We start from the raw sequence: 26,642 nt of genomic DNA, 5'->3' as shown, positions 1-26,642 counted from the left end.
AAAAGAGAGACCTTCCATCTCTTTTTAGATCACCATTGCGTTCAATATTTTTTATTCATCAGAAAAATCATATTCTCCGGTCAACGGATCGATGTAGACTTTCCCGGCATCTCCACTTTTCATTTTCTTCTGTCTTGCTCCCTGCTCAATAGCTCCGGCAATGCCTCCGATAAGCCCGAACATTCCGTAAGTACTGTTGGACTGTACAGGAAAAAGATGGCCACGGTTGGCTAAAAGATAAAACCCGTTTTCATCTTTATCAAGATCCATAAATCCGGAGAATGTTGATTTACGGGCCTTCCCTTTCTCTACGTAGGCAAACATTTTATAAGCGGAAATCTTAGTCTTTTTTCCATTTTCTTCTTTCACTGCTTTTGTAACGTCTCCTTTATTATTAATTTCAAGCGTGTAATCTCCCTTTTCAGGAGTCTGGTTGAAGAAAGAAATGTAGTCCAGATAGATTCCGTCTTTTAACGGAGCATCTTTTAAAGCAGGATAATTGGTTTTTACAAGACTGCTGTAATCTGCCAAATCATTTAATGAAACTGAATTCCCCGTAGGATTCAATGAATAAGATTTCTTTATGAATACAGAAAAAATGGTCGGAATATTTTTCACCATCAGTTCGGAAACCTCTTTATCATAGAAGGTAAAAACGGTGTCTTTTTTATACAGGAATTGGTATTTATCCCCGGTTTTAGCGAAAGTCTGGGCAGAAAAATCCATCTTCCCTTCAGTTTTTTTACCATCGGACTCTCCTGTTGAAAGTTTCAACTTCTTTAAGACCAAAACAAAATCGGTTAATTTGCCCGGTTGGTTACTTTTTAAATACCAGGCACTAAAATCAGTATCCGGTGTGGAAGGAAAAACAACTTCCTTCATTTCTTTCTGTTCTCCGAAAGGCAGTGTACCGATCTGCTTATCCTCTCTTTGGTCGATTACCTTGAAAAATGCATAGGGATTTTCACTATAATTCAAAATGTTCCCTCTGAATTTTACCACTTCTTTGGTCTGTGCAAAAGCGACAATGGTCACAAAAATAAATGCCAGCTGCATCAGTTTTCTCATGAGATATATTTTTTTGCGCAAAAATAGTAATTCGTAAACACTAAACGGCTCCCACAAAAAAATTTTGTGAGAGCCGTCCAACATTAAAAAAATAAACTATTATGGGTTTTGTTTGGGCCTTGCCGTATTATCGTGCCCGCTGTGAGGTTTTCTCTCATTCATTTTATCTCTCATCATCCCTTCAGTCTGGAATAGTTTCAATACTTTTTGGCAAGGAATCACCTGCTGCATTTTATCAGCATATCTTTTTCTGTTATCCAGTAACTTCTGCCCCACTTCAAAACTCTGCTGAAGTTTTGCTTTGGCTTCATCATCCGATAAAGTTTCGGGATTGAAATTAGGATTAAACTGTCCTTTTATCTGTTTCTGATTCTCAAGATACTCATTATACAGCTGAGTAAATTCTGTTTTATCGCTGGCATCAATCTCCAGATTTTCCAGCACCATATTATTTCTGAACCTCTTGAGCAGCTCTTTTCTTTCTTCCGGAGAAAGATTGTTTATTACCTCCTTTCTTTGCTTAGGATCCATCTTTTTCCAGTCATAATCTGTAGTCTGTGCATTTTGTGCATTCAGACCAAAACCATACATAATAAAAAGTGTAAATAATATCTTTTTCATCTTTCTTAATTATATAGATCTAAATAAACGTCCTGGGTAGAATTGCTTGCCAGTTCTGAAATTTCAGAATTGGAAAACGAATCCAGGTATTCATTCATTTTAGTTTCTTCTTTTTTAGCGGTAGCTTTTACAGGCTGAGCCGTCCTTACGTTGTCAGCTCCTTCTTTTGCTGTATAAGACACCGTTTGAGTTCCCTGATTGCTAACTGTTTGATTATTATTTTCAACAGAAGTTAAATCTGCCTCCAGCGTTTCATAAGCACGCTCGCCTTCTGTTTTAGGCGCCTGTTTGTTTACGGCATATGCATTTGAATTCAACACATTTTTCGCCGGATCGTTGTCAGAATTAAAAACATACGTTGCCCCGAATATCAAAGCCACTGATGCCGCTGCGGCATACATCCAGTTTAGTTTAAAAACCGGTGCTTTTTTATTCGCTTTCACTTCGTTCATTACACTGTTCTGGATATTTTGAAACAAATCATCCGGAACTTTGTAAATATTCTTGCGTTCTAGTTTTTCTATGTCGAACTCTTTCATCTTGGTTTGGGTCAAAAAATTATCTCTCGTAATTTTCTTTAATAAATTCTTCTATTTTCTGTTTGGCATAATGATAATTCGTTTTTAACGTTCCTACAGACATATCTACAATTTTAGATATTTCTTCATAGGGCAAATCATCATAATACCGCATCATAAATACCAGCTTCTGCTTTTCGGGCAGGCTTTGTATAGCGTTCTGGAGGAGCAGCTGTATTTCTTCGGCATCTCCTTCCGTATTGTCGGCCACCAGGTTCTGCATATAGTACTCCGGATCTTCATCCGTTTTCTGCATCTTCTTCATTTTATTGACCTGCTGTAGTGCCTCGTTGGTGGCAATCCTGTACAACCAGGTATACAACTGGCTGTCATTTTTGAACTGGTGAAAATTCTGATAGGCTTTAATAAAAGTCTCCTGCAGCGTATCCTGAGCCAGGTCACCATCCACAATAATCCTTCTTATATGCCAGTACAATCTGCTTTGATAAGCATCCATCAAGGCACGGACACCTTTTTCCTGGGTCCGTGGATTCTGCATCAACGAAATAATTTCCGCGTCCTTAATCTTCATAAGATGCTTTCACTGTTTTGGATTACAAAAATAGCCGAAAGTTAAATTACTTATTCAATTTTCAGTCCAAATATTTAAAATAATCTGAGTTTGGGTTTGAGCGAGTTAGGAGTTATAAGTTTTGAATTATAAGTTTCAAGGGTAAGACGTACGGAATTTGGGATCCCCTCCAAAACTTGAGTAAAAGATAAAGTTTTTTAACGCAAAGATTTAATTAGGAAGCGTTGAGTTTTGAGAAAGGCAAAGGTATCGACTGCGTCGCTGATTAAGCGTATGATTAAGAACGTCCGCTTCATCGAATCAATTTCATTGATTCCTCCTTTGCTCACCTTATACTATACCGCTTTAAAATCGAACTTTGCGTCAAAAAAAACGTATCTGCTTCCTCAGTTTTAAAATAGATCCAGAAGTATATACATGTAAAGGTAGTTCCTGATTCAACCACAAAACCCGCATCCCGAAACGTTCTGAGCATTAGGCAACGGGGAATAAGGAGATTGATGATAAACTTACCATGCCCTGCATTCATCTTCCTTTAAAATCTTATCTTTGTTAGATGCAAATTGTAATCATAGGTTCTGGAAATGTGGCCTACCACATGGCAAAAGCTTTCAGTCTGAAAAAAATTCCATTACTGCAGATTTTTGGCAGAAATGGGGAAGTACTGAAGAAAATCTCTGAAGAACTGGATGTCCCATATTCTACAGAACATCTGGAGGATGCAGATCTGTACATTATCTGCGTGAGCGATAACTCTGTGGAAAATGTTTCTAAAATCATCACCAAAAAGGACGCTTTGGTCGCCCATACTTCAGGATCTCTTCCCAAAGAAATTCTGGCAGGGGAGTACAGAAAATCAAGCTTTTATCCTTTGCAGACTTTTTCAAAATCAAAAGAACTGGAGTATGAAAAGATCCCGTTTTTCATTGAAACAGAAAATGAAGAGGATAAGCAGATTCTTTTTGACCTTGCTTCGCAGATTTCAGAAAATGTGATGGAAAGCAGTCATGAAAAGAGGAAATACATTCATCTTACCGCTGTTTTAGCCTGTAATTTTGTGAATCATCTTTTCGCAAGAGCAAAAGAGGTTTCGGATTCGCAGGATATTCCGTTTGACTATTTTCTTCCGCTTATCGATGAGACGGTTAAAAAGATCCATGAAATTGATCCTAAAGCAGCACAAACCGGACCTGCTGTACGAAACGATGTAAGAGTACTGGAATTACATGAGCAGTTATTAAAAGGCGAAAGTCTTGCAATTTATAAGACAATGAATCATTCTATTCAGAAAATGTATGAGTTATAAAGAGAAATTAAAAGATATTAAGGCGTTTGTATTTGATGTAGACGGAGTTTTTACCGACGGAAGCGTCTATCTGATGCCAGGTGGAAATATGTGCAGGGTAATGAATGTCCTGGACGGATATGCAGTCGTTAAGGCATTAAAAAATAATTATTTAATAGGTGTAATTACCGGAGGAAATGATGATATGGTGAAACACAGAATCAATTATCTCGGAATAAACGACTATTATCCAAAATCACACAACAAGATGGCTGATTTTGAAGATTTTAAAAAGAAATACAATCTTAAAAACGAAGAGATCCTCACGATGGGAGACGATCTTCCGGATATCCACATCATGGAAAATTCTGCGATTGCTGCATGTCCTGAAAATGCGGTTCCCGAAGTGAAAGGAATATCTGACTATATTTCCACGAAAAAGGGTGGGAGTGGCGCTGTACGAGACGTGATAGAGCAGGTAATGAAGGTTCAGGGAAACTGGCATGATGATAATACCCAATCTGTTTAAAATCGCTCTATGAAATTACTTTTAGCATCCCAGTCACCGAGAAGAAAAGAACTGCTTTCAAGCCTTGGGTTTGATTTCGAAGTGGTGAAAATAGACTGTGAAGAAATTCTTCCTGACTCTATTGAAATAGGAGAGGCAGCAGCCTATCTGTCTGAATTAAAAGCAAAAGCGTTCCGGAATTTAACCGGTGATGAAGTTTTACTGACCGCTGACACCGTAGTGGCGGCAGAAGGACAGATTCTCGGAAAACCGAAAGATGAAGATGATGCCAGACAAATGCTTCGCATGCTTTCAGGAAAAACACACCAGGTTTATACGGGAATTACTATCAAATCTGCGGACAAAACATTTACGGAAACCGATGTGGCCGATGTAGAACTTGATGAAATGACAGATGAGGAGATTAATTATTACATTCAGAATTATAAACCTTACGATAAAGCAGGAAGTTATGGCATCCAGGAATGGCTGGGAATGGCAAAAATAACGAGGCTGAACGGAAGTTTTTATACCATTATGGGCCTTCCTACCCATTTGGTTTACAAAATTTTGAATGAAATATAAATATTATTCATTATAAAATTTTATTATTTTTACAAAATCACCAGCTGCTTATAATAAAAAGCAGATAAGAGAGTTATATTGAATAATGAAAAAGAATATTTTATTCCTTTTGATCATGTGTATCGTTGCTTCCTGTGCTACCAAGACCAAAAAGCCGGAGCAGCGTTCAAAATTCATGAAAGGATTTAACACATATTATAATACCCTTTTTAATGCTAAAGACGCATTGAACAGCGAATTTACGAGCAGAGACAAGGGGCACAAGGACAATTTCTATGCGCCTTATATTCCCATCCTTACCTTTGAAGACCAGCCTTTGGGAAGTGATTTGGGGCAGTCTGCCGCATTCGCTGAAAACTCCATGAAAATGGCAGAAGTGAACAGACCTTCTTCTGACAGAGGACTTCCGGGAATGCCACCAGGAATGCCGGGAGCACAGGGAAATACACCCGGCCAGCCCGATGACCTTCAAAATAAGGGTGCTACCACCTTAGAAATTGCTGAAGCAAAGGCCCAAAAAGCCATCACCAAATATTCCGTGATCAGAAGCGGGGAAGAAAAGAATAAAAAGATCTTTGACGCCTATATGATCCTTGTACAGTCAAGAATTTATCAGAATAAGTCTGTACAGGCTCTGGATGCCTTAAACTACGTATTCACGCATATGAAGGATGATAAAAGGCTTCCTTTAGCGAGAATTTACCAGGGTGTAGCGTATGCAAAAATCAAAGATTATCACAGAGCGAACGAGACTTTTGCCAAACTGAAAGGGGAGGATATCAATAAAAGCTATGCCAAACTGATGAGCATCTATTATTCTGAAGCTCTTCTGGATGCAGGAAAGACAGAGGAAGCTGCTGTTGAATTAGACAGGGCTTTTGAACTGAACTCAAACAGAAAATTAAAAAGCAGAATAGCCTATCTGAGAGGACAGGTTTCTGAAAATCTGGGACAGAATGATAAAGCACGTGAAAGTTTCACACAAGCTTATAAATATGCCAACGACTTTGAATTTGAAGTGAAATCCCAGATTGCTATTGCCAAGACTTTCAATGGAAAAGGGGATTATAACGGGGCAAAAAACTACCTTGAAAGTATCAGTAAAAAAGGAACTTACGTTTCCAGAAAGAACGAATTTTATTATGCTTTAGGTTTAATGGCCAATAAGGCAGGTAAGAAAGAAGAAGCGCAGGAGTTCTTCAAAAAATCTTTATTTGAAAAGGTTTCCGATCCGCAGGTAAGAGGGCTTACGTACTACGAAATAGGGAAGAGCTACCTTGAAAAGAATGACTATATCGGTGCCGGCACCTACTATGATTCAGCGCTTACGGTGATGACTTATGAGCCTTCAAAGATCCTTTTAAAAGATCAGTCTGAATACATCAAGAAGATCTCTAAAAATTATTATCTGATCAAGAAGAATGACAGTATTCTTTCTTTAGCCAAGATGAGCGATGTCCAAAAAACGGATTTTTTCACTAAGTATATTGCTAAACTTAAAGCTAAAGAAGAAAAAGAAGAGCGGGAGAGGATTCGTGCCGAAAGAAGCAAAGGCTTTGATGGAGGAGACTACAGCGCCACCTCGATATTTGCCAACAATACCAATTCTTTTGCTGATTTCGGAGTAACCACCAAAGGTTTTTATTTCAGCAATACCGGGACCATAAGCAAAGGAACATCTTCATTTAAGCAGGTCTGGGGAGAAAGAGCATTGGCTGATAACTGGCGTTATTCCAAGAAAATGGCTTCTATTGAAGACTTGAAAAATGATGCTCTCGGCGTAACTTCGGCTCCCAATCCGAGACGTTATGAAACCACTTACTATATTGAGCAAATCCCTACAGATCAGGAAAGATTAGGGCAATTAAAAAAGGACAGAGATACGGCTTCTTTAGGCTTGGGTGTTATGTACCAGAATTATTTCACCAATACGCCTTTAGCCACAAAGACCCTGTATGATCTGGTAGACGTAAAACCGGAAGAAAAAGTAATGCTTCAGGCCCTTTACGAGATTTTTGCCATGAATTATCTGAAGAATCCTCAGGCCTCTGAAAGAGCAAAACAGATCCTTCTGAATGATTATCCGTATACTTCTTACGCAGAATTTGCCAGAAACCCTAAAAATGTTTCCTTCGTAAAATCTTCGGAAGAGGTTCAAAATGAATACAAAAAGGCATATGCACTTTACGAGTCCGAAAAATTTGGAGAAAGTAAAGATGTCATAGAACAGACGATACAGAAATTTCCAAAAGATGCCCTTATTCCGAAGTTTCATCTTCTGAATGCTTTCAATTCAGGGAAAACAAGCGGAAAAGAGGTCATGATCCTACAATTGGAACAGATCGCACTCAATTATGCTAAAACTCCGGAAGGGATAAAAGCCAAGGAAATGCTGAACTACCTGAAAAGCGAACTGTCATTCCAGGCCACCGATAATAAAGGCAATGCACTTCCTCAGCAGCCGGGTACCTCACAACAGCCTGTTCAGAATCAAAACAATACTATCCCTCAGAATCCTAATAACGGAATGGGTCTGCAGCCCATACAAAGTCTTGAACCTGAAAAACCTGAAAACAGTCAGAAACAGAAGCTGAAGAAACAAAAAGAACAGAAAGAAAAGATAGAAAAAGCCCCGAATGACATTCCTACGATGCCTAAATAGGGTGGAACGTTTGAGTTTCGGAGAGTTTTCTGGAGTGATGACTTATAAGTTATGAGTTATGTAGTGCGGGTATCTGAGTGGAAAGCTTTTCACTATTAACTTGCGAAGCAAAATTGACCATTGACCATTCTCAATCTTAGCCTTAGCCTTAGCCTTAGCCTAAAAATCTGATATCAAACTGCAAATACAATAAAAAAGCGAAGAGTTAATCTTCGCTTTTCTTTTTCTTTACCCCGTGGAAATCTTTGAGATAGAAAGGTTCAAAGTAGGCTATATCTTCAAATTCCTTAGTCTCTATTTTCTCCAGGGTCTTTTTTATCAGGTATTGTGCAGAAGGGTAGATATCGCCTCTGAATTCCGCATCGGGAAGATTCAGAATATCTCTGGCTTTCGCCGCTCCGTCTCCTACAAAAATGACTTTTTTATCTTTAAATTCTTCAAAAGAAGTTTCATCTAAAATCTTGGCTTCGGTTGCAGACAGTTCTTTTCCCATTTCACCATCATAAACAGCTGTATACACCTCCATTCTCCTTGCATCGATCAATGGCACTATATAATCATAGTTTTTGCCTAAAAAAGGCTCTATCATGCTTTCCAAAGAATTCACAGCAGTAAGCGGTATTTTCAGTCCATAGCAGAATCCTTTTGCAGACGATGCTCCGATCCTTAAACCGGTATAGGAGCCCGGTCCTTTACCCAATGATACCGCCTCAATATCTTTTATGGTGAGGCCTGCACCTTCCAGTGCCCATTCTACATACGTGTGAAGGCTTTCAGACTGTTTATAGTTGTCAGAAACTTCTTCGCACAGACATAAAAGCTTTTCATCATCAGAAATAGCTACAGAACAGTTTTTGGAAGAGGTTTCCAGATATAGAATTTTCATCTCTTTAATTTTAAGCTAGGTGGCAAAATCACAAAAAAAGCGAAATTGCTTCAAATTCGTGCAAATTTATGGCTTTATTTCGACACTCTGCCGACTCCATAGTTTCCATGCAGCATTCTTTTTTATCCAGATCTCCAGCAGAGCCAGTTTCATTTCAAAATTCTGGTTCTTATAGGTTCCTGAAACTCTAATTTTTCTTCTGATGCTTGCTGTATTTTTATACTTTTTGATCTCGGAAAGTTCTGTCTGCTGAATCTCTTTGTACATCACTTTTTTTGATGAAAAATCTTTTTTGAAATCTTCAAAGTTCTGTACCCAACTGTTGGAATGACCAAAAGATACATCCGGCCTCAAAACATCAATGATCTTCTCATCATTATTCTGTAGATAGCTATCCAGAAGTCTAATACTTTCAAATAGCTTTTCATCTTTTTGAGAAGTGTTCACATTCTGACAGTTCCAGAAAGCAAATGAAAAGACTAGGATAAAAAAGGATATTCTTTTCACCTTATTTTCTGTAAATCGTTCTCGGCTCACTCTGCGCACTTGGATAAATAGTCATATCTGAAACCGTCACATGTTTGGGAGCATTAACACAATAAGCAATAGCATCAGCAATATCTTCCGCTTTCAAGGCCTCGTAACCGGCATATACCGTGGCCGCCTTTTCACTGTCTCCTTTAAATCTTACCAGAGAAAAATCCGTTTCCACGGCACCCGGCTGAATATTGGTCACCTTGATTCCAAATTCGGTCAGCTCCAGACGCATTCCTTCAGAAATTATATCAACTGCTTTTTTAGTTGCACAGTACACGGTTCCATTAGCATAAGTTTGTCTTGCGGCCACTGAACTAATATTTACAATATGCCCTGAATTATGGTCTTTCATAGAAGGGATGATGGTTTTGGAAACGTACAAAAGCCCTTTTACATTCCCATCGATCATAGAATCCCAATCATCTGTCTTTCCGGCAGAAAGAGGATCCAAACCGTGAGCATTCCCTGCATTATTGATTAAAACGTCAATATGTTTCCATTCTTCAGGAAGTGAACTGATTGCTTTATCAACTTCTTCCAGATTTCTTACATCAAATATTAAACTAAATATTTCGGTATATTGTGAAAGTTCAGCTTTTAAAGATTCCAGAACCTCCTGTCTTCTTCCACAGATAATGATTCTGTTTCCCTGTTTCGCAAGAAGCTCCGCAGTAGATTTTCCTATTCCCGAAGTAGCTCCGGTGATGAGTATTGTTTTCATTTTGTTGTAAAATGTATAATTGTACATTGTACAAAGTACCTTCATACTTTATACTTTTTAGTTGGCATCAAATGCTTCAAAAGCATCGGTTATATGTTCAATTGTGAGTTTCTTTTTTTCGTCAGGAAGGACAGAAATAATATCAAACCTCACTTCATTATTCCTGTTAAATTCTTCAAGATAATGATTGGCTGCAGTAACAATAGATTTAATTTTTGTTTTGGTAACGGCTTCCTGAGGCAACATAAAAGCATCTGTAGACCGTGCTTTTACTTCTATGACAATAATGAGATCTTCTTTCTCAGCAATGATATCGATCTCAGCTTTCTGAAACCTGAAATTCCTCGTAAGAACTTTATAGCCGTTTTTCTGCAGATATTCAGATGCAAGATCTTCTGCTATTTTACCGAAATCATTATGAGTTGCCATCTTTCAAGTTTGAGGGTTTGAGAGTTAAAGCGTTTATTGAGAATTGTATTTCTTAAAAATCAATCTTAACCTTATCTCCAATCTTCATCGTAACCTTTCCACCAATAATCAAGGGCCTGTTGTCCTTAATATGTCCATTCGGGAATCCGAAAGCCGTAGGAAATTTATACTTTGAAATCCTGTCTGAAATCAGTTGATAGGCAAATTCATCGAAGCTTTCTTCATAGCTTTTATTCTCTTTTTCATCGCCCATATTGGTCATTCCGCCAATAATCAGTCCTTTTATTTTTTTGAAAACACCAGCTAATTCCAGGCTCATGATCATTCGGTCAAGAGCATAAAAGTTTTCGCCAATATCTTCAATGAATAGAATTTTATCTTTGAAATCAAAAGAATAAGGGGTTCCCAGAAGGGCATAAATCAGGGCTAAATTGCCTCCAATCAATTCACCTTCAATATTCCCGGGTTTATTAAGTTGATGAGCTTTTAAAGCATATTTAGGGGTTTTTCCTTTTAAAATATCAAAGATCAGATCATAGCCTTCATCTGTCACTCCAAAACTGGATGTTTTGATGGTTTGTCCGTGAATGGAAGCAAAACCTTTCTTTAATAAATAGCTTTGAATAACGGTAATATCAGAGTAACCGATATACCATTTAGGATTTTCCGTGAAGTTTTTAAGCTTTAAGTTTTGAACCAGATGCTGGCATCCGTAACCGCCTCTTGAAGCCCAGACTGCTGAAATTTCTTTATCGTTTAATGCCCAGTTGATATCTGTTAACCTTTCCTTTTCCGTTCCTGCGTAATTATATCCGTTTGAAAATTTAGTGTAGAGATGTTCACCCAATACAGGTTCAAAACCTCTGCTTTTTATCATTTCTATTCCCTTTTCAAGTTGGGAAACATCTACAGCTCCGGCAGGGGAGATAACGGCTATTTTATCACCTTTTTTAAGGGCTTTTGGAAAGATTATTTTTTTCATTCTGTCTTTTGTCCTGTTTTTTGGTATTTGATTTCTTTTTTCTCAGCTTCTTCTAAACGTCTGTCGAACTGATTGAATTTCTTAAAGCTCTGCAGAAAGATAAAGAAACTGAAAACAATAAGAATCCCGCCCACGATCCTTCTGATCTGATTGGCGAGTTTCTGGGTAAGTTTATCGTGAAACTGTTTTGCTAAGAATATTTTGGCCAGATCAATGCACAGATAAGTGGCAATGACGATACCAACGTAGAGAATAAAGCTGCTGGTATCAGGGTACTGATTTCTTACGGAAATGACCGTAACCAGCCAGAAGAGAATCACTCCTACATTTAAAAGATTAAAGAAAAAACCATTGAAAAACGTTTTAAAATAGTTTTGGCCAATGATTTTTTCTTCACCTGGCATGTGCATTTTGGTCTTGGTGACCATCATCACGATGCCGTATACAAAAATAAGTATAGAAGTAATCCTGTAAAAACCGGGATGTTTATCTATTAAAGTGACGATATCCGCACTTGCATAATAAGCAGCAACGATGCATAATATATCTGCCGTAATAACTCCGAGATCGAGTGCCAGAGCGTGTCTCGGTCCTCTGGAGAAGCTGGTTTCAATTAAAAGGAAAAAAATAGGTCCTATAAAAACCAGGCTCAGCATAAATCCTAAGACAACGGCAGAAAGTACGAGTTCAAACATTCAATAGTATTTTAAATGAAAAAAAAATTTCATCCCATTAAATACAAAGTTATACTTTATGATTTAATTAATCAACAATCTTAAAGTCTAACTGCTTTTGAATAAGGTTGGCTTTTACTACTTTGATCTGAACCTGGTCTCCCAACTGATGCTTTTTACCGGTTCTGTTCCCGTAAACAGCATGCGTTTTCGCATCGTAAGAGTATGAATCATCTACAAGGTCTCTCAATTTGATTAAACCTTCAGCACCGTTTTCAGGGATTTCTACCCAGAAACCGAATTCCGCAACACCTGAAATAACGCCTGTAAATGTTTCTCCAAGGTGTTTCTCCATAAATTTCACCTGCATGAATTTGATAGAATCTCTTTCTGCATCGGCAGCCAGTCTTTCCATAGAGCTGCAGTGTTTCGCTTTGTCTTCCAGTTCCTGCTTGCTTGGCGATTTACCACCATCAAGATAATGCTGTAAAAGACGGTGGGCCAAAAGGTCAGGATAACGACGGATAGGAGAGGTAAAGTGGCTGTAATACTCGAAACCTAAACCGTAATGTCCGATAGGCTCTGTAGAATAAACCGCTTTGCTCATACTTCTCATGGCCAGCGTTTCGATCATATTTTCTTCTCCTTTTCCTTTGACATCGAAAAGAAGTTTATTCAGTGATTCTGCTACCTTTTTGGTATTGTCCAGATTCATTTTATACCCGAAAGTAGAGACAAAATCTCTCAATGCTTCCAGTTTTGCCGGATTCGGATCATCATGGACTCTGTAGATAAAGGTATTATTAGTTACCCCTCCTTTAGTGTTCAGTGATACAAATTCGGACACTTTTTTATTGGCTAAAAGCATGAATTCTTCGATCAGGTGATTGGAATCCTTGCTTATTTTAAAGTACACTCCGATCGGCGAGTTATTTTCATCCAGATTGAATCTTACTTCGCTTCTGTCAAATGTAATTGCTCCGTTTCTTACACGTTCATCACGCATGATTTTCGCAAGTCTGTCCAGTGTATTGATTTCCTCTGAAAGATCGCCCTGGCCCGTTTCTATACGTTCCTGAGCTTCTTCATAGGTAAACCTTCTGTCTGAATGAATCACCGTTCTTCCGAACCACTGTTTCTGTATTTCTGCCTTATCATTCAGCTGGAAAACTGCTGAGAATGTATATTTATCTTCATTCGGACGAAGCGAGCACACATCGTTACTCAAAACTTCCGGAAGCATCGGAACCACACGGTCTACAAGGTATACCGACGTCGCTCTTTTGTAAGCTTCATCATCCAGCATGGTTCCCGGCACTACATAATGGGAAACGTCTGCAATGTGCACCCCGATCTCCCAGTTTCCGTTTTCTAATTTTCTTATGGAAAGGGCATCATCAAAATCTTTTGCATCTTTCGGGTCAATGGTGAAGGTACAGATATCACGCATATCCCAACGTTTTGCAGCCTCTTCATCGGTGATTCTTCTGTCTATTTTATCAGCATCCAGCTCAACTTCCTGCGGGAATTCATACGGAAGACCGTATTCTGCAAGGATAGAGTGGATCTCGGTTTCATGCTCACCCGGAGCACCCAATACCTGAGTGATTTCTCCCTGAGGATTTTTGTCGCCCGGTCTCCATTCCGTCATTTTTACGACCACTTTATCACCGTTTTCAGCGCCTCCGAATTTTGCTCTTGGAATAAAAATATCTGTATTGATCGTTTTTTTATCACACACTACAAAACCGAAGTCTTTGTGAGCAACCACCTGGAATGTTCCTACAAACTCAGTTCTTGTTCTTTCCAGAACTTCCAGTACGGAGCCTTCCAGTTTTTTACCTTTAAAATGATACGTTACGATCAGAACTTTATCGCCCTGCAATGCATCTTTTACGTTTTTAGAATGGATAAAGACGTCATCTTCCATTCCTTCTACGCTTACATAGGCGTTTCCAGACTGGTTGAAATCAATCGTTCCACTCAAAGTTCCCGCAATCTTAAGATTAACGATATACTTTCCTTTTTCCACTTCTTTCACCTTCTCAGAACCCTGAAGTTTGTGAAGGGCCTGGATTACCAGCTCTCTCTGACGTGGATTTTTATAATCTATTCCTTCTGCGATCTGCTTATAATTGTAGATCTTCGTGGAATTAGTATTCATGAAACGCAGGATCAGTCTTCCGATCTCTATGAGTTTCTGTTCGTTTTTATGGCTTATATATTTACCTTTTCTTGGCATTTTTAATGTTATTTAATTGTTGTTAATTATAATAATCCAGAAGTGATCCTTTCAAGATCTATGGTCTGGATTATCTGTTTTTTTCATCATTTGTTAAAGGCATCTTTATTCATTTATTTTATGAGTAAGGGAAAAACTCTCTAATAATCCGAATGCCTTAATCTTCATATATTTTTATTTTTTGTTCTTCTTCTTTTGTTTCCATCACCTTCCATTCGTTACCAACATACTTATAGGTGGTATAAACTTCTTTTTTACGGAAGGGTTTGGCTTTATTTATAAGGGTATAAGTATAGTGAACTTTTACAATATTCCCCAATTCATTGGTAAATGTTATCATCAACATTCCATAATGATCTGTAAAACTCTCAGTAGGGCTTCCTTTCTTTAAAGTCTCAAGATGCTTCATCTTCTTTTTGTAAGCAAATTTTGAGATATTTTTTAAACCGAACTCAGCATTATATTCAATATCTATATCCGGCGAAGAAAAACTCTGGTAAGCTGAACCCAATGAGATGTTCTTTTTTAAGAGATCTGAAATTTGGTTAATCGAACCCATTGTCCAAAAGTTTTTACCTTGATAAACCTGTGCCGGGTTTTCACGTCTGCAGTCTCCAGCTCTTGCTTCAACTGCGAGAATATGACTGGTAAGAACAATAAGATCTTTATCCGGGTAGAAGTTTTTATCAATCCCCAAGATAATCTTATGGGTAAGCTTTTCAAAATTGACATCCTTAGATTCATTTTTAAAACGCTCAAGTCTCTGCTCTTCTTTTCTATCAGCTTCCGAACAATTACTATCATAACAGCCATTGGTATTTCCCGTAGGACATGGATCATCTTTATCAGGAATACCATCACCATCCGTATCTGGCCATGGGCAGCCATTATTTTCTACGGGTCCGTTTACTGTGGGGCAGACATCATCCTTATCTATAGTACCGTCACCATCCGCATCCGGCCATGGACAACCTTTATTTTCCAAAGGTCCCGCTACTTCAAAACAATGATCATCTGTATCAGGAATACCATCACCGTCTGAATCCGGACATCCTTTAAATTCTGATAATCCCTGCACGTTGGGACATTGATCAAGATAAAAAAGAATACCATCGTTATCTTGATCAGACAGGCAGGTTCTCCGGCTGTTTTCCTTTGTGCATTTTTCAAAGGCATTTTTATCCGTTATTTCCTGGGCATGGAAACAACTCATAACAAAAAATAGTACAGCAGATGCTTTGATCTTCATTCAGTTTTAAATTTTCTCTATATATGCCAAAAGCATCAATTTTCCTTCCAATTTTTTATAATGGAAACTTTAGTTTGTATAAAATTACTACAAATATGGAGAAGAGGGGAGAAAAACCTTTGATTAATATCTTTTAAATATATAAGGTTCGGTATGGAAATAATAGAGGGGTAATTTCTATCAGCTGGTGCAAATGTACAAAATAAAAAATAAATAAGGCCTGTAATTTGATTTACAGGCCTTTATATTTTTAGCAAACAGCAATTTTGTCAACTCTGTTTTGGTGTCTTCCACCTTCAAAGTCTGTGGATAGAAACTTCTCTGCAATTTCTATGGCCACTTCCTTAGAGATAAATCTCGCAGGCATTGAGATCATATTCGCATCATTATGCTGTCTGGCAAGCACTGCGATCTCCGGCATCCAGCAAAGCGCACATCTTATCTTCTGATGTTTGTTGGCCGTGATCTGTACTCCGTTTCCGCTTCCGCAGATCAAAATTCCCAGTTCATTCTCTCCGTTTTCCACAGAGGTTGCAGCAGGGTGTACGAAGTCCGGATAATCCACACTGTCTGTGGAGAACGTTCCAAAATCCTGTACTTCAAATCGTTCTGAAAGAAAGTTCTTAACAATCTCCTTGTATTCATAGCCTGCATGGTCTGCAGCAATAGCTATTTTTCTTTTCATAATACCTGTATTAAGTCTTTTTAGATTTTATTTCAAGACAAAGGTAAGAATAATAACAAAGTCTGTTAGTTAATCGGGGGTAATTTGTGAAAAGGTCTGTGAATAACTGTGGAAAACTTTTCTCAACTTTCTATTTTTAAAGATGAATTTATTTCGTAATGGGAAATCTATTTCAAAATTTTAACCACAACTTTCAAATTCTTTTCTTCAGTTACTCCCGAGTTTTTCCATAATTAAATAACTAATAATGGATTTGTGGGAAAGTTATTCACATCTGTTAATAAGTATGTGAAAAAGCAGATTTACAAGATATTACAATGTGAATTAAATATGAATTGAATAAAAATTAATTGTTACCAATTATTTTGATAAAACTTATCCCCGAAACTAACAATACTCAACAACAACTACATTATTCTTTTCTTTAAAGAGAAAAAAATTGTTGATTAGTGGGTGATTGGGTTGGGGGAAAGTTTTCCAAAAGTTTTGTTTTTGAGGATCTGTTGAAAAAGTTTAAAAGCTTACATTTGTGAAACGAAAATTCAACGATACTTATGAAAACAATCAATGATTTCAATTTTAAAGACAAGAAGGCTCTGGTAAGAGTGGACTTTAATGTTCCGCAGGATGATCAGCTGAAAGTGACAGACAATACAAGAATCACGGCTGTAAAACCGACGGTTGAAAAAATTCTTAATGACGGAGGTTCTGTGATCCTGATGACCCACCTGGGAAGACCAAAAGGTGAAGTGAAGGATGAGTTTTCTCTTAAGCATATCGTAGATGAAGTTTCCAGCGTTCTTGGAAAGGAAGTGAAGTTTGTGGATGAATGTATCGGAGAAAGGGCTGAAAAGGCTGCTTCTGAGCTTCAGCCGGGAGAGATCCTGCTGTTGGAGAACCTGCGTTTCCACAATGAGGAAGAGAAAGGGGATGAAGGATTTGCTGAAAAGCTTTCTAAGTTGGGTGATGCTTTTGTAAACGATGCTTTCGGTACTGCACACAGAGCACATGCTTCCACAGCTGTGATTGCACAATATTTCGAATCAACTAAATTTTTCGGTTTACTGATGGCTAAAGAGCTTCAGGCGATTGATAAAGTTCTGAGAAAAGGAGAAAGACCTGTAACTGCGATACTTGGAGGTTCTAAAGTTTCAACTAAAATTACCATTATAGAAAATATCCTTCCTGCTATAGATAATCTGATCATTGGAGGAGGTATGGCATTTACTTTTATTAAAGCTTTAGGCGGAAAAATTGGAAACTCATTGGTAGAAGAGGATAAACTTCCTTTGGCTCTTGAGATCTTAGGAAAAGCGAAAGAGCACCAGGTAAAAGTATATCTTCCTTCCGATGCTATCATTGCTGAAGGTTTCAATAATGATGCGGAAAGAAAAGAAGCAGATATCTATGCAATTCCAGAAGGATGGATGGGACTTGATGCCGGTCACAAATCAAGAGATCAGTTCAATGATGTTCTTCTAAATTCCAGAACCATTCTTTGGAACGGTCCAATCGGAGTTTTCGAAATGTCCAACTTTGCAGGAGGAACTATTGCCCTTGGAGACAGTATTGCTGAAGCTACAAAATTTGGTGCGTTCTCTCTAGTGGGAGGAGGTGACAGTGTTGCTTTTGTGAAGCAGTTCGGTTACGGAGAAAAAGTGAGTTATGTTTCTACCGGTGGAGGAGCGATGTTGGAAAGTCTGGAAGGTTTGGAACTTCCCGGAGTTGCTGCCATCAACAAATAGATTTTAATTTTTATTATATAGGAGACCGTCAGCAATGGCGGTCTTTTTATTTTATCTGTGACAAATTTTTTGAAATGATCTTTTTTTCTGGAATTTTAGATTTTATGATTAAAATACTGGATTTCGGAAAATCACTACCTGATTTCAAAATTTGTTAGGAAGATGTGGATATCGGCTGTTTTTTGTAAATCTTTAAAATTCGTTCAAAAAAAAGAAAATCTTAATTTTTTTTGTGTCTCCATTTTTTCACGTGACTGTTTTTTTTGAATGTATCCTTAATTTTAAAAAGTAAGGTGAGTAGCCCGACTTTTGTAAATTTCTATAATTTTTGTGAATTAACATTTTTTCCAATTTATTTTAAAAAATGAAAATTTCAGAAAATATTTAAAGGACTCTAAATTAGAGAGGTCTAATTTTAATTTTATAATTTTTATAGAGAATAGAGTAGGGGAGTTTTATTTTTTCTTGCTTCAATTTTTTAATCAAAGCTTAATGTCAAAAATAAAACCCGGAAAAATCTCCGGGTTTTTGTTTTTTATATCGAAATAGGTGAAATTTGGCCTTCAGAAATGGCTCAAAAATCGATTTTCTATCTTTTTTCGATAATGTATATCAAACTTGAAAATTCGTTCGAAAAAAGTGCCTTTACGTTAGAAATCGTTCCGTAGATGACCGCTTTTAGCCAAAAAAGAGGGGATTTCTTGTATTTTTCGCTCAACATAGAGATGTAAAAGGAGTCCAACACCAAAGGTTTGATTTTTCTCATTTTCCAATCCGGTTTCTTCGAAATTAAATTTTCCATACCATTTTTGGAGAAATGATAAATATGTCGCGGTACATCGTACGCTGCCCAATATTCTTTGTAATGTTTGGCATCATAAGAAGTAGGGTTGGGAACAGCAATTATTAAAAGTCCTTTGTCTTTTAATTTCCCGTGAAATATTTTTAACATTTCATCCTGGTTCTCTACATGTTCAAAAACATGCCATAAAGTGATGGCATCTAAGCTATGATCAGGAATGTTTTGAATATTATCAATAACCTTTGCTTTAGCTATTTTGTTGAGAGCAGCTTTTCTTGCATCAGCGTCAGGTTCGAAACCAAAAGTTTCAAAATCTTTTTCTATATACTTTACAAATTCTCCAGCTCCGCAACCATAATCCAAAACTTTTGCTCCTTTTTTTATTCTGTCGGCAAGAATATTTTTCTTGTATTGCAGATTAAAGGACTGCAGAAATTTGTATAGTTTTTCTTTAAAACTTCCTGAATCCTGGTGGTGGGAAATATAATCTTCGCTTTCATAATATTTAGAAATATTGGATGGAATAGGAGTGGTCTTGAAAACTCCTTTTGTTTCTGTTTCTTTTATTTCAAATATTTCTTGTGAAAGAAAATGATCCTTTATTCTCATTGAATTGATATCTTGATATTTTAAAATTAAGGTATTTAGAGATTCGATTTAACGCATATAAATACCTTAATTTTTGCTTTTAATTTACAAATGTTTCACGTGAAACATTTTTGATTTAACGTCCTAAATAGACCAGTAAAACGTTTATATCGGCCGGAGAAACACCACTGATTCTTCCTGCCTGTGCAATGGTCTTAGGTCTTACATTAGACATTTTCTGTTTTGCTTCTGAAGAAAGGCTTGAAAGGCTTTTATAATCAAAATCTTCCGGAATTTTTATATTTTCCAGACGGTTAAGCTTAGCTACATTCTCCTTTTCTTTTTCAATATATCCTTTGTATTTGATATTGATCTCTGCCTGCTCTCTGATTTCCTCGTCATATTGAGAAGAAAATTCCTTAATAGTATCAATGGCATCAAGCTTATCCAATGTAATATTAGGTCTGGTAAGGAATTGTGCTGCTCTGTAAGCCTGATCTACAGGGTTACTGTCGATAGTTTCCAGAATAGGATTGATAACACCTGGCTTTAAAGAAGTTTCTCTTAAAAACGACTCAAGTTCCTGACTCTTAGTTACTTTCGTTTCGACTTTTCTTAATCTGTCTTCTTTTGCAAGACCTAGATGATATGCTTTTTCAGTTAATCTGATATCAGCGTTATCCTGTCTTAGTAAAAGCCTGTATTCTGCACGGGAAGTGAACATTCTATATGGCTCTTCAGTTCCTTTTGTAATCAAATCATCGATCAATACGCCGATATACGCTTCATCTCTGTTCAGTATGAAATCTTCTTTATCGTGTACTTTATTATGGGCATTGATTCCGGCAATTAATCCCTGGCCTGCAGCTTCTTCATATCCAGTAGTTCCATTGATCTGTCCGGCAAAATATAAATTGTCGATCAGTTTGGTTTCTAAAGTATGTTTTAGCTGGGTAGGAGGGAAGTAGTCATACTCAATAGCATAACCCGGACGGAACACTTTTACATTTTCAAAACCTGGAATATGTTTCATGGCTTTGATCTGTACATCCTCAGGAAGAGAAGAGCTAAATCCGTTTACATAGATCTCTACAGTTCTCCATCCTTCCGGTTCTACGAAAAGCTGATGTCTTGTTCTTTCTGCAAAACGGTTGATTTTATCTTCGATACTTGGACAGTATCTCGGACCTAAACTTTGAATCGTACCATTAAACATTGGGCTTCTGTCGAAACCTTCACGAAGAATATCGTGTACGGTTTCATTGGTATAAACGATATGACAGCTTAACTGTTTTGTTAATTTCGGAGTATCCGTATAGCTGAACTTCTGAGGTTTTTCATCTCCTTTCTGTTCTTCCATTTTAGAATAATCAAGACTTCTTCCGTCTACGCGGGGAGGAGTTCCTGTTTTCATTCTTCCGGCTTCAAAACCTAAACTTACCAATTGTTCGGTAATTCCGAATGCTCTTGGTTCGCCCATTCTTCCTCCGCCTAATTGTTTATCTCCAACGTGAATCAATCCGTTTAGAAATGTTCCGTTGGTAAGAACAACGGATTTACTTTTTATCTCAATTCCTAAAGAAGTAACAACTCCGGTCACCTTATTATTTTCTACAATAAGCTGTTTCACCATGTCCTGAAAAAAATCAAGATTGGGTGTATTTTCTAATGCCAATCTCCACTCTTCTGCAAAAAGCATTCTGTCATTTTGAGTTCTTGGAGACCACATCGCAGGGCCCTTGGAAAGGTTCAGCATTTTGAACTGAATCGCGGATTTATCTGCTATAATTCCGGAGTATCCTCCCATAGCATCAATCTCTCTTACGATCTGTCCTTTTGCGATTCCTCCCATTGCCGGGTTGCAGCTCATCTGTCCGATGGTCTGCATATTCATGGTAACAAGTAGGGTCTTTGAACCCAGGTTCGCGGCAGCTGCTGCAGCTTCACAACCTGCGTGTCCGGCACCTACTACGATTACGTCATATGTATCTGAAATCATTTTTATATTGCTTTTTTAAAGCCTTTAATTTTAATATTTTCTATGAATGTTTCACGTGAAACATTTTTAGAGAATGCACTACAAGTGAGTTGTAATTCTATCTAGCTTTAAGCACTTTACGAATTGCTTCTTAAGTGATTCTTCAATTTATTCAGGATTTAAATCTCTGAATTTAGCCAGATAAAGATCTTCCATTCTGCGCATCTCTTTCTCCTCTTCTTCTGTCTTATCCTTGTATCCTGCGAGGTGAAGAATGCCATGAGCCAAGACCCTTTTTAATTCTTCTTCGTAATCTCTGGATAGAGTAGAAGCGTTGTCTGAAATTCGCTGCAAAGATACGAAAATCTCTCCGCTTATTGTTTTGCCTTTTACATAATCGAAAGTGATGATATCGGTATAATAATCATGCTGCAGATAATCCTGATTGATCTTAAGCAGATATTCGTCATCGCAGAAAATATAATTGATTTCGCCTGTTTTTTTTCCTTCTGAAAGAATGATATCTTCCAGCCATTTTTGATAATCTGTACTGACAGATTCCTGTAAGTTTTCGTAAAAAAATTGTATCATTGTATTAAAACCAGTGCCCTAAAATAACACTGAATATGCCTTTTTGATTGTTTTTAAGTGAATGGCTGAAGTTGACTTTAATCTGCCCGAAAGGAGATTTGTATCCAGCCGTAAGTCCCACTGAGCTATAATTTACTTTAACAGCATCTTCAAATTTGATGTCATCTGAAAGATTGGCAAAGCTGAAGTTTCCACTGATAAAATAGCTTTTATTAAATTTAAACTGGACATCGTTTGAGATCAATACAACATTGTTAGTGTTCAATTGAGCAAAATAAAAGCCTCCAAAGCTTTTGAAGTTAATAAGGTTCTGTTCAAAAATTCCACCCAGTCTGTATTGGTAGAACTCCGGAAGATTGTCCCCAATGGTAATTCCTCCGTAAAGATTCAGACGATACGTGAATTGCTTTGAAAGCGGAACATTAAGTCTTATATCAGCTTTAACCTGGATGATCCTTTTATCAACTTCAGACTTTAAAAGATCAATTACTTTACCTTCAGCATTGATATAAATCCCTCTGGAAGGGAAGTCTTTGTCGTCTTGGGTATCACTTTTTAAGAATACATACGGATTTAAGAAACGCATGTATCTCTCGTGTACACCGTTTATTTCGGCACCAAAGTAATCGTGGCTTATTCCACCTCCAATGGCGAATTTATCTCTCCATACAGACTGTATATAGGCTTCATTTCTGAACCATTCCCACTTATCTACGATATTATTGTCTACATTTTTAAGATCGAAGCTCATTCCGGAAGAGTAAATACCGAAACCTGGAATGTATCCGTTATCAATAAAATAGTTCAGATAATATCTTGGTTTATCTCCGACAACTACATCCAGGGAAAGATTTGAATTCTTAAATAAAAGACGTTTTCCTGAATAATTTAAAAGAAGTCCTGTTTTGAAAACTTCATCATAATGCAGTCCGACTTTTAAAAAGTGGCGGGCATCATCTTCCGTAACATAGAGTTTAAGGTAATTCGCATCATTTTCCGGAATGATATCATAATTGATAAAACGGTAGTTATTGGTAGCTACAAGCTTATCAATTTTCTTATTGATACTGCCATAAGTCTGCAGAGAGGGGAGACGCAGTCCCATTTTCCCCAGAACGTAGTTTTTACCGTAAATACGGCCTCCATCCAAAGAAATGCTGTCTATCTTATATACATTGGAATATATTGGATTTACGCGCTCTCTAAGGCGGTCAAACGAACGTTTTGGCAGCTGATCCAATACAGCGGTATATTTCATGCCTTCTGCATAGCCGCTGTCGAGAATTTTCTTTTTATCGTCGTAGCTGGTAGCCGTCATTCCTTTCAGATTCGGCTTAATGTTAATATCCGTGTATTTGTACTGTTTTCTGGTGTCTCTTTTAATTCCAAAATCAATAACTTGATTAAGGATGGATATAATATTGCTTAAATCCTCTCTCGTCGATAAATCCTGATTAAGGTCCACACCGATCACGATATCGATTCCTTTATCCTTTAATGGCTTTGAAGGATAATTAACCGTCATCGCCCCGTCAATATAAATGCTATCCCCGATTTTTACTGGATCCATAAGAGAAGGGAAGGCCGAGCTGGCCATTATGGACTGCACGAGATCTCCCTTTTCAAAAATCTGCATATTGCCACTTTCAAGATTGGTAGCAACGCACATAAAAGGAATAGGAAGTTTGGAGAAATCATCAATATTGGAAACGTTTTTGAAAAGTTCCTTGAGAAGATAAACATTTCTCTGTCCTGAACTTATAGAGGAGGGAAGTGATATTTTCCCGTTTTTTAGTGGAATGGATAAAAGATATTTATCGACAGATTTATTAAAGAAAGAAGATTCCTGTCTGGATTTCGGATCCATGATCAGAGAATAGAAATCGGTATCCATCACGATCTTCTCGATTTCTTTCCCGGAATATCCTGAAGCGTACAGACCACCCACAATGGCACCCATGCTGGTTCCGGAAATATAATCTACTTTTACTCCCAATGAGTCTAACACTTTCAGTACTCCTACATGTGAAAAACCTTTGGCACCGCCACCGGCAAGGGAAAGTCCTATTCTGGGATTTTTTGGTATGACCAGATCCTTTTTCACTTGTGAATGGATCATCAGGAGTTGGAATACGAAGAGAAGGATTAGGAGTTTTCTCATAACTAGTCTTTTATATATATCCGTTTCACCCGGGGCGAAATGGATGTTAGCACTTCATAAGTGATTGTTTTGCAGTAGCCTGCGAATTCTTTTAAACTTGGTTTTGCATTAAAAACGGTCACCGTATCACCTTCTTTAACATTGGGAATCTGGTCTACATTGATCATCATCATATCCATACAGATATTGCCGACAATCGGGGCCAGAATCTTATTAACGCCTACATTACCTACCTGGTTTCCGATCAGTCTCGGAATTCCGTCTGCATAGCCTACAGGAATGGTAGCGATCTTTGCCGCATGATCAGGTTTGTATTTTCTGCTGTAACCTACAGATTCTCCGGTATCTACTGTTGATATCTGCGAAATTACGGTTTTAAAGCTTACCACTGACTGAAGCTGTTTCTGTATTTCACTACATGGTGATTCACCGATCATTCCGATCCCGATTCTTACCATGTCATACTGCTGTTCTGTATAACTTGTTATTCCTGAGGAATTTAAAATATGTCGGATAGGAGCATAGCCCAGCTTTTCAATCAGATAGCTGGAATTCTTTTCAAAAACTTCAAACTGTCTGAATGTAAATTCTTTTTCCTCAGGCATGTCAGATGAAGACAAGTGACTAAATAAGCTCTGAACTTTTACATTTTTACTGCTTAAAGTTTCGCTGAGCTGATCCAATTCAAAATCTTTAAAACCAAGACGGTGCATACCGGTTTCCAGCTTGATGTGAATCGGATATTTTTTATCATAACCGGACTTCTGAACCGCTTCATAGAATAATTCCAAAACTCTGAAACTGTAAATTTCTGGTTCTAAATTATATTCAATAATTGCTTCGTAACTGTGCTGCTCAGGATTCATGACCACTATAGGAGTGGTGATTCCTTTTTTACGGAGCTCTACACCTTCGTCAGCATAGGCAACGCCTAGATAGTCAATGTGGTGATGCTGTAGAAATTCAGAAATTTCATAACTGCCCAATCCGTAAGCATTTGCTTTTACCATAGCCATCATTTTGGTTTCTGGCTTCAGGAGGGACTTATGATAATTAATATTATGAAGAATTGCATTCAGATTGATCTCCAGAACGGTGTCATGCTTTCTGAGTTCAAGAATATCTTTAAGCTTCTCGATTTCAAATTTTCTGGCTCCTTTCAGAAGAATGATCTGGTTTTCAATTTCTGTAAGTCGTTTACTGTCAATTAATTCTTTAGTATTGACGAAAGTAGACGTTTTAGCTTTAAATAATTCACTAAACTTTGATATTTCATCACCAATTAAGAATACAGAATCGAAATTCTGATCATTCACCAGTTCGGAAACTTCTTCATAAAGTTCCTCTGAATTGGAATTAACCCCTACAATGTCCGTTAAAACCAGCGATTTTTTAGATTTCTTATACTCATTCAGAAACTGAAGCGCGGTTTTCAGAGAATCAAGATCCAGATTAAAAGAATCATTGATGACAATATTGTTTTTAATGCCTTCAATGGCTTCCAGACGCATTTCCACAGCCTTTAAAGAATTGATCTTTTCGATGATCTTTTGATTATCGATATTCAGTTCTTTTAAAACGGTGATTAAAGCCAGAGCATTCGTCAAAGTAGCTTCATCTCTCTGATGAACAGGGAAGGAGATTTCTTCGTCAAAATAAACAACTGTAATTTTTTCATCCTTAGAAATGTTTTCTTTGATAAAAACCTGGTTGTTGTTTTTAAATCCGTAAGAAATTAATTTTTTATCAGAATATAATGTCTTTATTTTTTGGTCAACCAATGCATTGTCGCCATTGTAAATAATGACTTCAGAACCTTTAAAAAGCATGATCTTTTCATCGATCAGCTCTTCTTCAGATTGAAAATTGGCTGCGTGGGCATTTCCGATATGCGTAAGCAGTCCGATCTGCGGATGGAATATATGTTCCAGTTTTTCCATCTCATGCGGCTTTGAAATTCCTACTTCAAAAATTCCAAGTTCATACGAACTGTTGATTTGAAGCAGGGAAAGCGGAAGACCGATTTGAGAATTAAAACTTTTCGGACTTTTTACGGTTGGAAACTCATTCCAGAGGCATTGATAAAGCCATTCTTTTAAAATAGTTTTCCCGTTGCTTCCTGTAATTCCGATAGATTTAAGGTGAGCATTTTCGAAATGGTACTTCGCGAGTTGCTGAAGAAAGTCCACCGAATTTTCAACAATGATCCATGTAATATTTTCAAACTGCGGATACTGATGCTCAGAAATAATCACAGCAATACCGCGGTCTATGGCAGATTCAATGAATTTTTCACCGGAATTTTTGTGCGTATTGATCGCTACAAATGCCGTATTTTTCGTTGAATAAATAATTCTGCTGTCAAACGCTATATTTCTGATCACTAAATCCTTATCTCCAATGATCTGTGCATTGGTGATGTCTGCAATTTGTTTTACTGTATAGTTCATTGGTACCCCTTCTGCTTTATTTTGAGCTCACTGATGGTAAATTTGGGGGAAGCTGAAACTTTGCCCATTTACCTTTACAAGTT

22 protein-coding genes and 1 pseudogene are annotated in these 26,642 nt (G+C 37.5%); 5 read left to right on the top strand and 18 right to left on the bottom strand.

Features of this window, described 5'->3' with window-relative positions:
• Nucleotides 1-51: 51 nt before the first annotated feature.
• From IW22_RS04675 to IW22_RS04660, 4 genes are all read right to left on the bottom strand, one after another.
• On the bottom strand, nt 52-1,068 hold the full coding sequence (locus IW22_RS04675) for a hypothetical protein (protein ID WP_034724479.1): 1,017 nt from the start codon (nt 1,066-1,068) through the stop codon (nt 52-54).
• Between the two features lie 99 nt (nt 1,069-1,167).
• Complete coding sequence (locus IW22_RS04670; protein WP_034724478.1) at nt 1,168-1,689, bottom strand: hypothetical protein; 522 nt, start codon at nt 1,687-1,689, stop codon at nt 1,168-1,170.
• Between the two features lie 5 nt (nt 1,690-1,694).
• Nucleotides 1,695-2,228: a hypothetical protein gene (locus IW22_RS04665; protein WP_034724477.1), complete on the bottom strand. Its 534-nt coding sequence runs from the start codon at nt 2,226-2,228 to the stop codon at nt 1,695-1,697.
• A gap of 19 nt (nt 2,229-2,247) precedes the next feature.
• Entirely contained in the window at nt 2,248-2,799 is a 552-nt protein-coding gene (locus tag IW22_RS04660) for an RNA polymerase sigma factor (protein ID WP_034724476.1), read from the bottom strand.
• 556 nt (nt 2,800-3,355) lie between these two features.
• Between IW22_RS04660 and IW22_RS04650 the strand changes: the two genes are divergently transcribed.
• The 4 genes from IW22_RS04650 (at nt 3,356) to IW22_RS04635 (ending at nt 7,839) form a co-directional block, all read left to right on the top strand.
• Nucleotides 3,356-4,105 carry a Rossmann-like and DUF2520 domain-containing protein gene (locus IW22_RS04650; RefSeq protein ID WP_034724473.1) on the top strand — a complete coding sequence of 250 codons (750 nt, stop codon included), beginning with the start codon at nt 3,356-3,358 and terminating at the stop codon, nt 4,103-4,105.
• Nucleotides 4,095-4,613: a KdsC family phosphatase gene (locus tag IW22_RS04645; RefSeq protein WP_034724471.1), complete on the top strand. Its 519-nt coding sequence runs from the start codon at nt 4,095-4,097 to the stop codon at nt 4,611-4,613. The genes IW22_RS04650 and IW22_RS04645 overlap by 11 nt, the downstream gene beginning before the upstream one ends.
• Before the next feature lie 9 nt (nt 4,614-4,622).
• Nucleotides 4,623-5,177, top strand: a complete 555-nt coding sequence (locus tag IW22_RS04640; protein WP_034724470.1) for a Maf family protein — start codon at nt 4,623-4,625, stop codon at nt 5,175-5,177.
• 85 nt (nt 5,178-5,262) lie between these two features.
• Nucleotides 5,263-7,839, top strand: coding sequence for a tetratricopeptide repeat protein (locus IW22_RS04635; protein WP_034724469.1), 2,577 nt, complete (start codon nt 5,263-5,265; stop codon nt 7,837-7,839).
• A gap of 205 nt (nt 7,840-8,044) precedes the next feature.
• Here the strand turns inward: IW22_RS04635 and tsaB are convergent, their stop codons facing one another.
• From tsaB to rpiB, 9 genes and pseudogenes are all read right to left on the bottom strand, one after another.
• Nucleotides 8,045-8,725 carry a tRNA (adenosine(37)-N6)-threonylcarbamoyltransferase complex dimerization subunit type 1 TsaB gene (gene tsaB, locus IW22_RS04630; protein WP_034724468.1) on the bottom strand — a complete coding sequence of 227 codons (681 nt, stop codon included), beginning with the start codon at nt 8,723-8,725 and terminating at the stop codon, nt 8,045-8,047.
• Between the two features lie 66 nt (nt 8,726-8,791).
• Entirely contained in the window at nt 8,792-9,232 is a 441-nt protein-coding gene (locus IW22_RS04625) for a nuclear transport factor 2 family protein (protein ID WP_034724466.1), read from the bottom strand.
• Nucleotide 9,233: 1 nt separating this feature from the next.
• Nucleotides 9,234-9,983, bottom strand: coding sequence for an SDR family NAD(P)-dependent oxidoreductase (locus IW22_RS04620; protein WP_034724744.1), 750 nt, complete (start codon nt 9,981-9,983; stop codon nt 9,234-9,236).
• A gap of 57 nt (nt 9,984-10,040) precedes the next feature.
• A complete protein-coding gene (locus IW22_RS04615; protein WP_034724464.1) occupies nt 10,041-10,412 on the bottom strand; it encodes a YraN family protein in 372 nt (123 codons plus the stop codon).
• A 52-nt stretch (nt 10,413-10,464) separates the two neighbouring features.
• Nucleotides 10,465-11,394: an LD-carboxypeptidase gene (locus IW22_RS04610; RefSeq protein WP_034724463.1), complete on the bottom strand. Its 930-nt coding sequence runs from the start codon at nt 11,392-11,394 to the stop codon at nt 10,465-10,467.
• The gene (locus tag IW22_RS04605) at nt 11,391-12,089 is read right to left on the bottom strand and encodes a LysE family translocator (protein ID WP_034724462.1); all 699 of its coding nucleotides are present in this window, start codon (nt 12,087-12,089) and stop codon (nt 11,391-11,393) included. The genes IW22_RS04610 and IW22_RS04605 overlap by 4 nt, the downstream gene beginning before the upstream one ends.
• A 67-nt stretch (nt 12,090-12,156) precedes the next feature.
• The gene (rnr, locus tag IW22_RS04600) at nt 12,157-14,310 is read right to left on the bottom strand and encodes a ribonuclease R (protein WP_034724461.1); all 2,154 of its coding nucleotides are present in this window, start codon (nt 14,308-14,310) and stop codon (nt 12,157-12,159) included.
• Nucleotides 14,311-15,136: 826 nt separating this feature from the next.
• A pseudogene (locus IW22_RS24315) lies at nt 15,137-15,436 on the bottom strand (thrombospondin type 3 repeat-containing protein); the annotation flags it as partial.
• 373 nt (nt 15,437-15,809) lie between these two features.
• Complete coding sequence (gene rpiB, locus IW22_RS04590; protein ID WP_034724458.1) at nt 15,810-16,244, bottom strand: ribose 5-phosphate isomerase B; 435 nt, start codon at nt 16,242-16,244, stop codon at nt 15,810-15,812.
• Between the two features lie 554 nt (nt 16,245-16,798).
• Between rpiB and IW22_RS04585 the strand changes: the two genes are divergently transcribed.
• Nucleotides 16,799-17,989, top strand: coding sequence for a phosphoglycerate kinase (locus IW22_RS04585; RefSeq protein ID WP_034724457.1), 1,191 nt, complete (start codon nt 16,799-16,801; stop codon nt 17,987-17,989).
• 589 nt (nt 17,990-18,578) lie between these two features.
• Here IW22_RS04585 and IW22_RS04580 read toward each other — a convergent pair.
• From IW22_RS04580 to IW22_RS04560, 5 genes are all read right to left on the bottom strand, one after another.
• On the bottom strand, nt 18,579-19,400 hold the full coding sequence (locus IW22_RS04580) for a class I SAM-dependent methyltransferase (protein ID WP_034724455.1): 822 nt from the start codon (nt 19,398-19,400) through the stop codon (nt 18,579-18,581).
• Between the two features lie 115 nt (nt 19,401-19,515).
• Nucleotides 19,516-21,378: a tRNA uridine-5-carboxymethylaminomethyl(34) synthesis enzyme MnmG gene (mnmG, locus tag IW22_RS04575; protein ID WP_034724454.1), complete on the bottom strand. Its 1,863-nt coding sequence runs from the start codon at nt 21,376-21,378 to the stop codon at nt 19,516-19,518.
• 147 nt (nt 21,379-21,525) lie between these two features.
• Nucleotides 21,526-21,948: an rRNA maturation RNase YbeY gene (gene ybeY / locus IW22_RS04570; protein ID WP_034724453.1), complete on the bottom strand. Its 423-nt coding sequence runs from the start codon at nt 21,946-21,948 to the stop codon at nt 21,526-21,528.
• Between the two features lie 4 nt (nt 21,949-21,952).
• Complete coding sequence (locus IW22_RS04565; RefSeq protein WP_034724451.1) at nt 21,953-24,109, bottom strand: patatin-like phospholipase family protein; 2,157 nt, start codon at nt 24,107-24,109, stop codon at nt 21,953-21,955.
• A gap of 2 nt (nt 24,110-24,111) precedes the next feature.
• Nucleotides 24,112-26,559, bottom strand: a complete 2,448-nt coding sequence (locus IW22_RS04560; RefSeq protein WP_034724450.1) for a bifunctional UDP-N-acetylmuramoyl-tripeptide:D-alanyl-D-alanine ligase/alanine racemase — start codon at nt 26,557-26,559, stop codon at nt 24,112-24,114.
• Nucleotides 26,560-26,642: the final 83 nt, after the last annotated feature.

Source organism: Chryseobacterium sp. JM1 (assembly GCF_000737715.1).
GTDB lineage: Bacteria > Bacteroidota > Bacteroidia > Flavobacteriales > Weeksellaceae > Chryseobacterium.
This window is presented reverse-complemented; position numbering and strand designations above follow the sequence as displayed.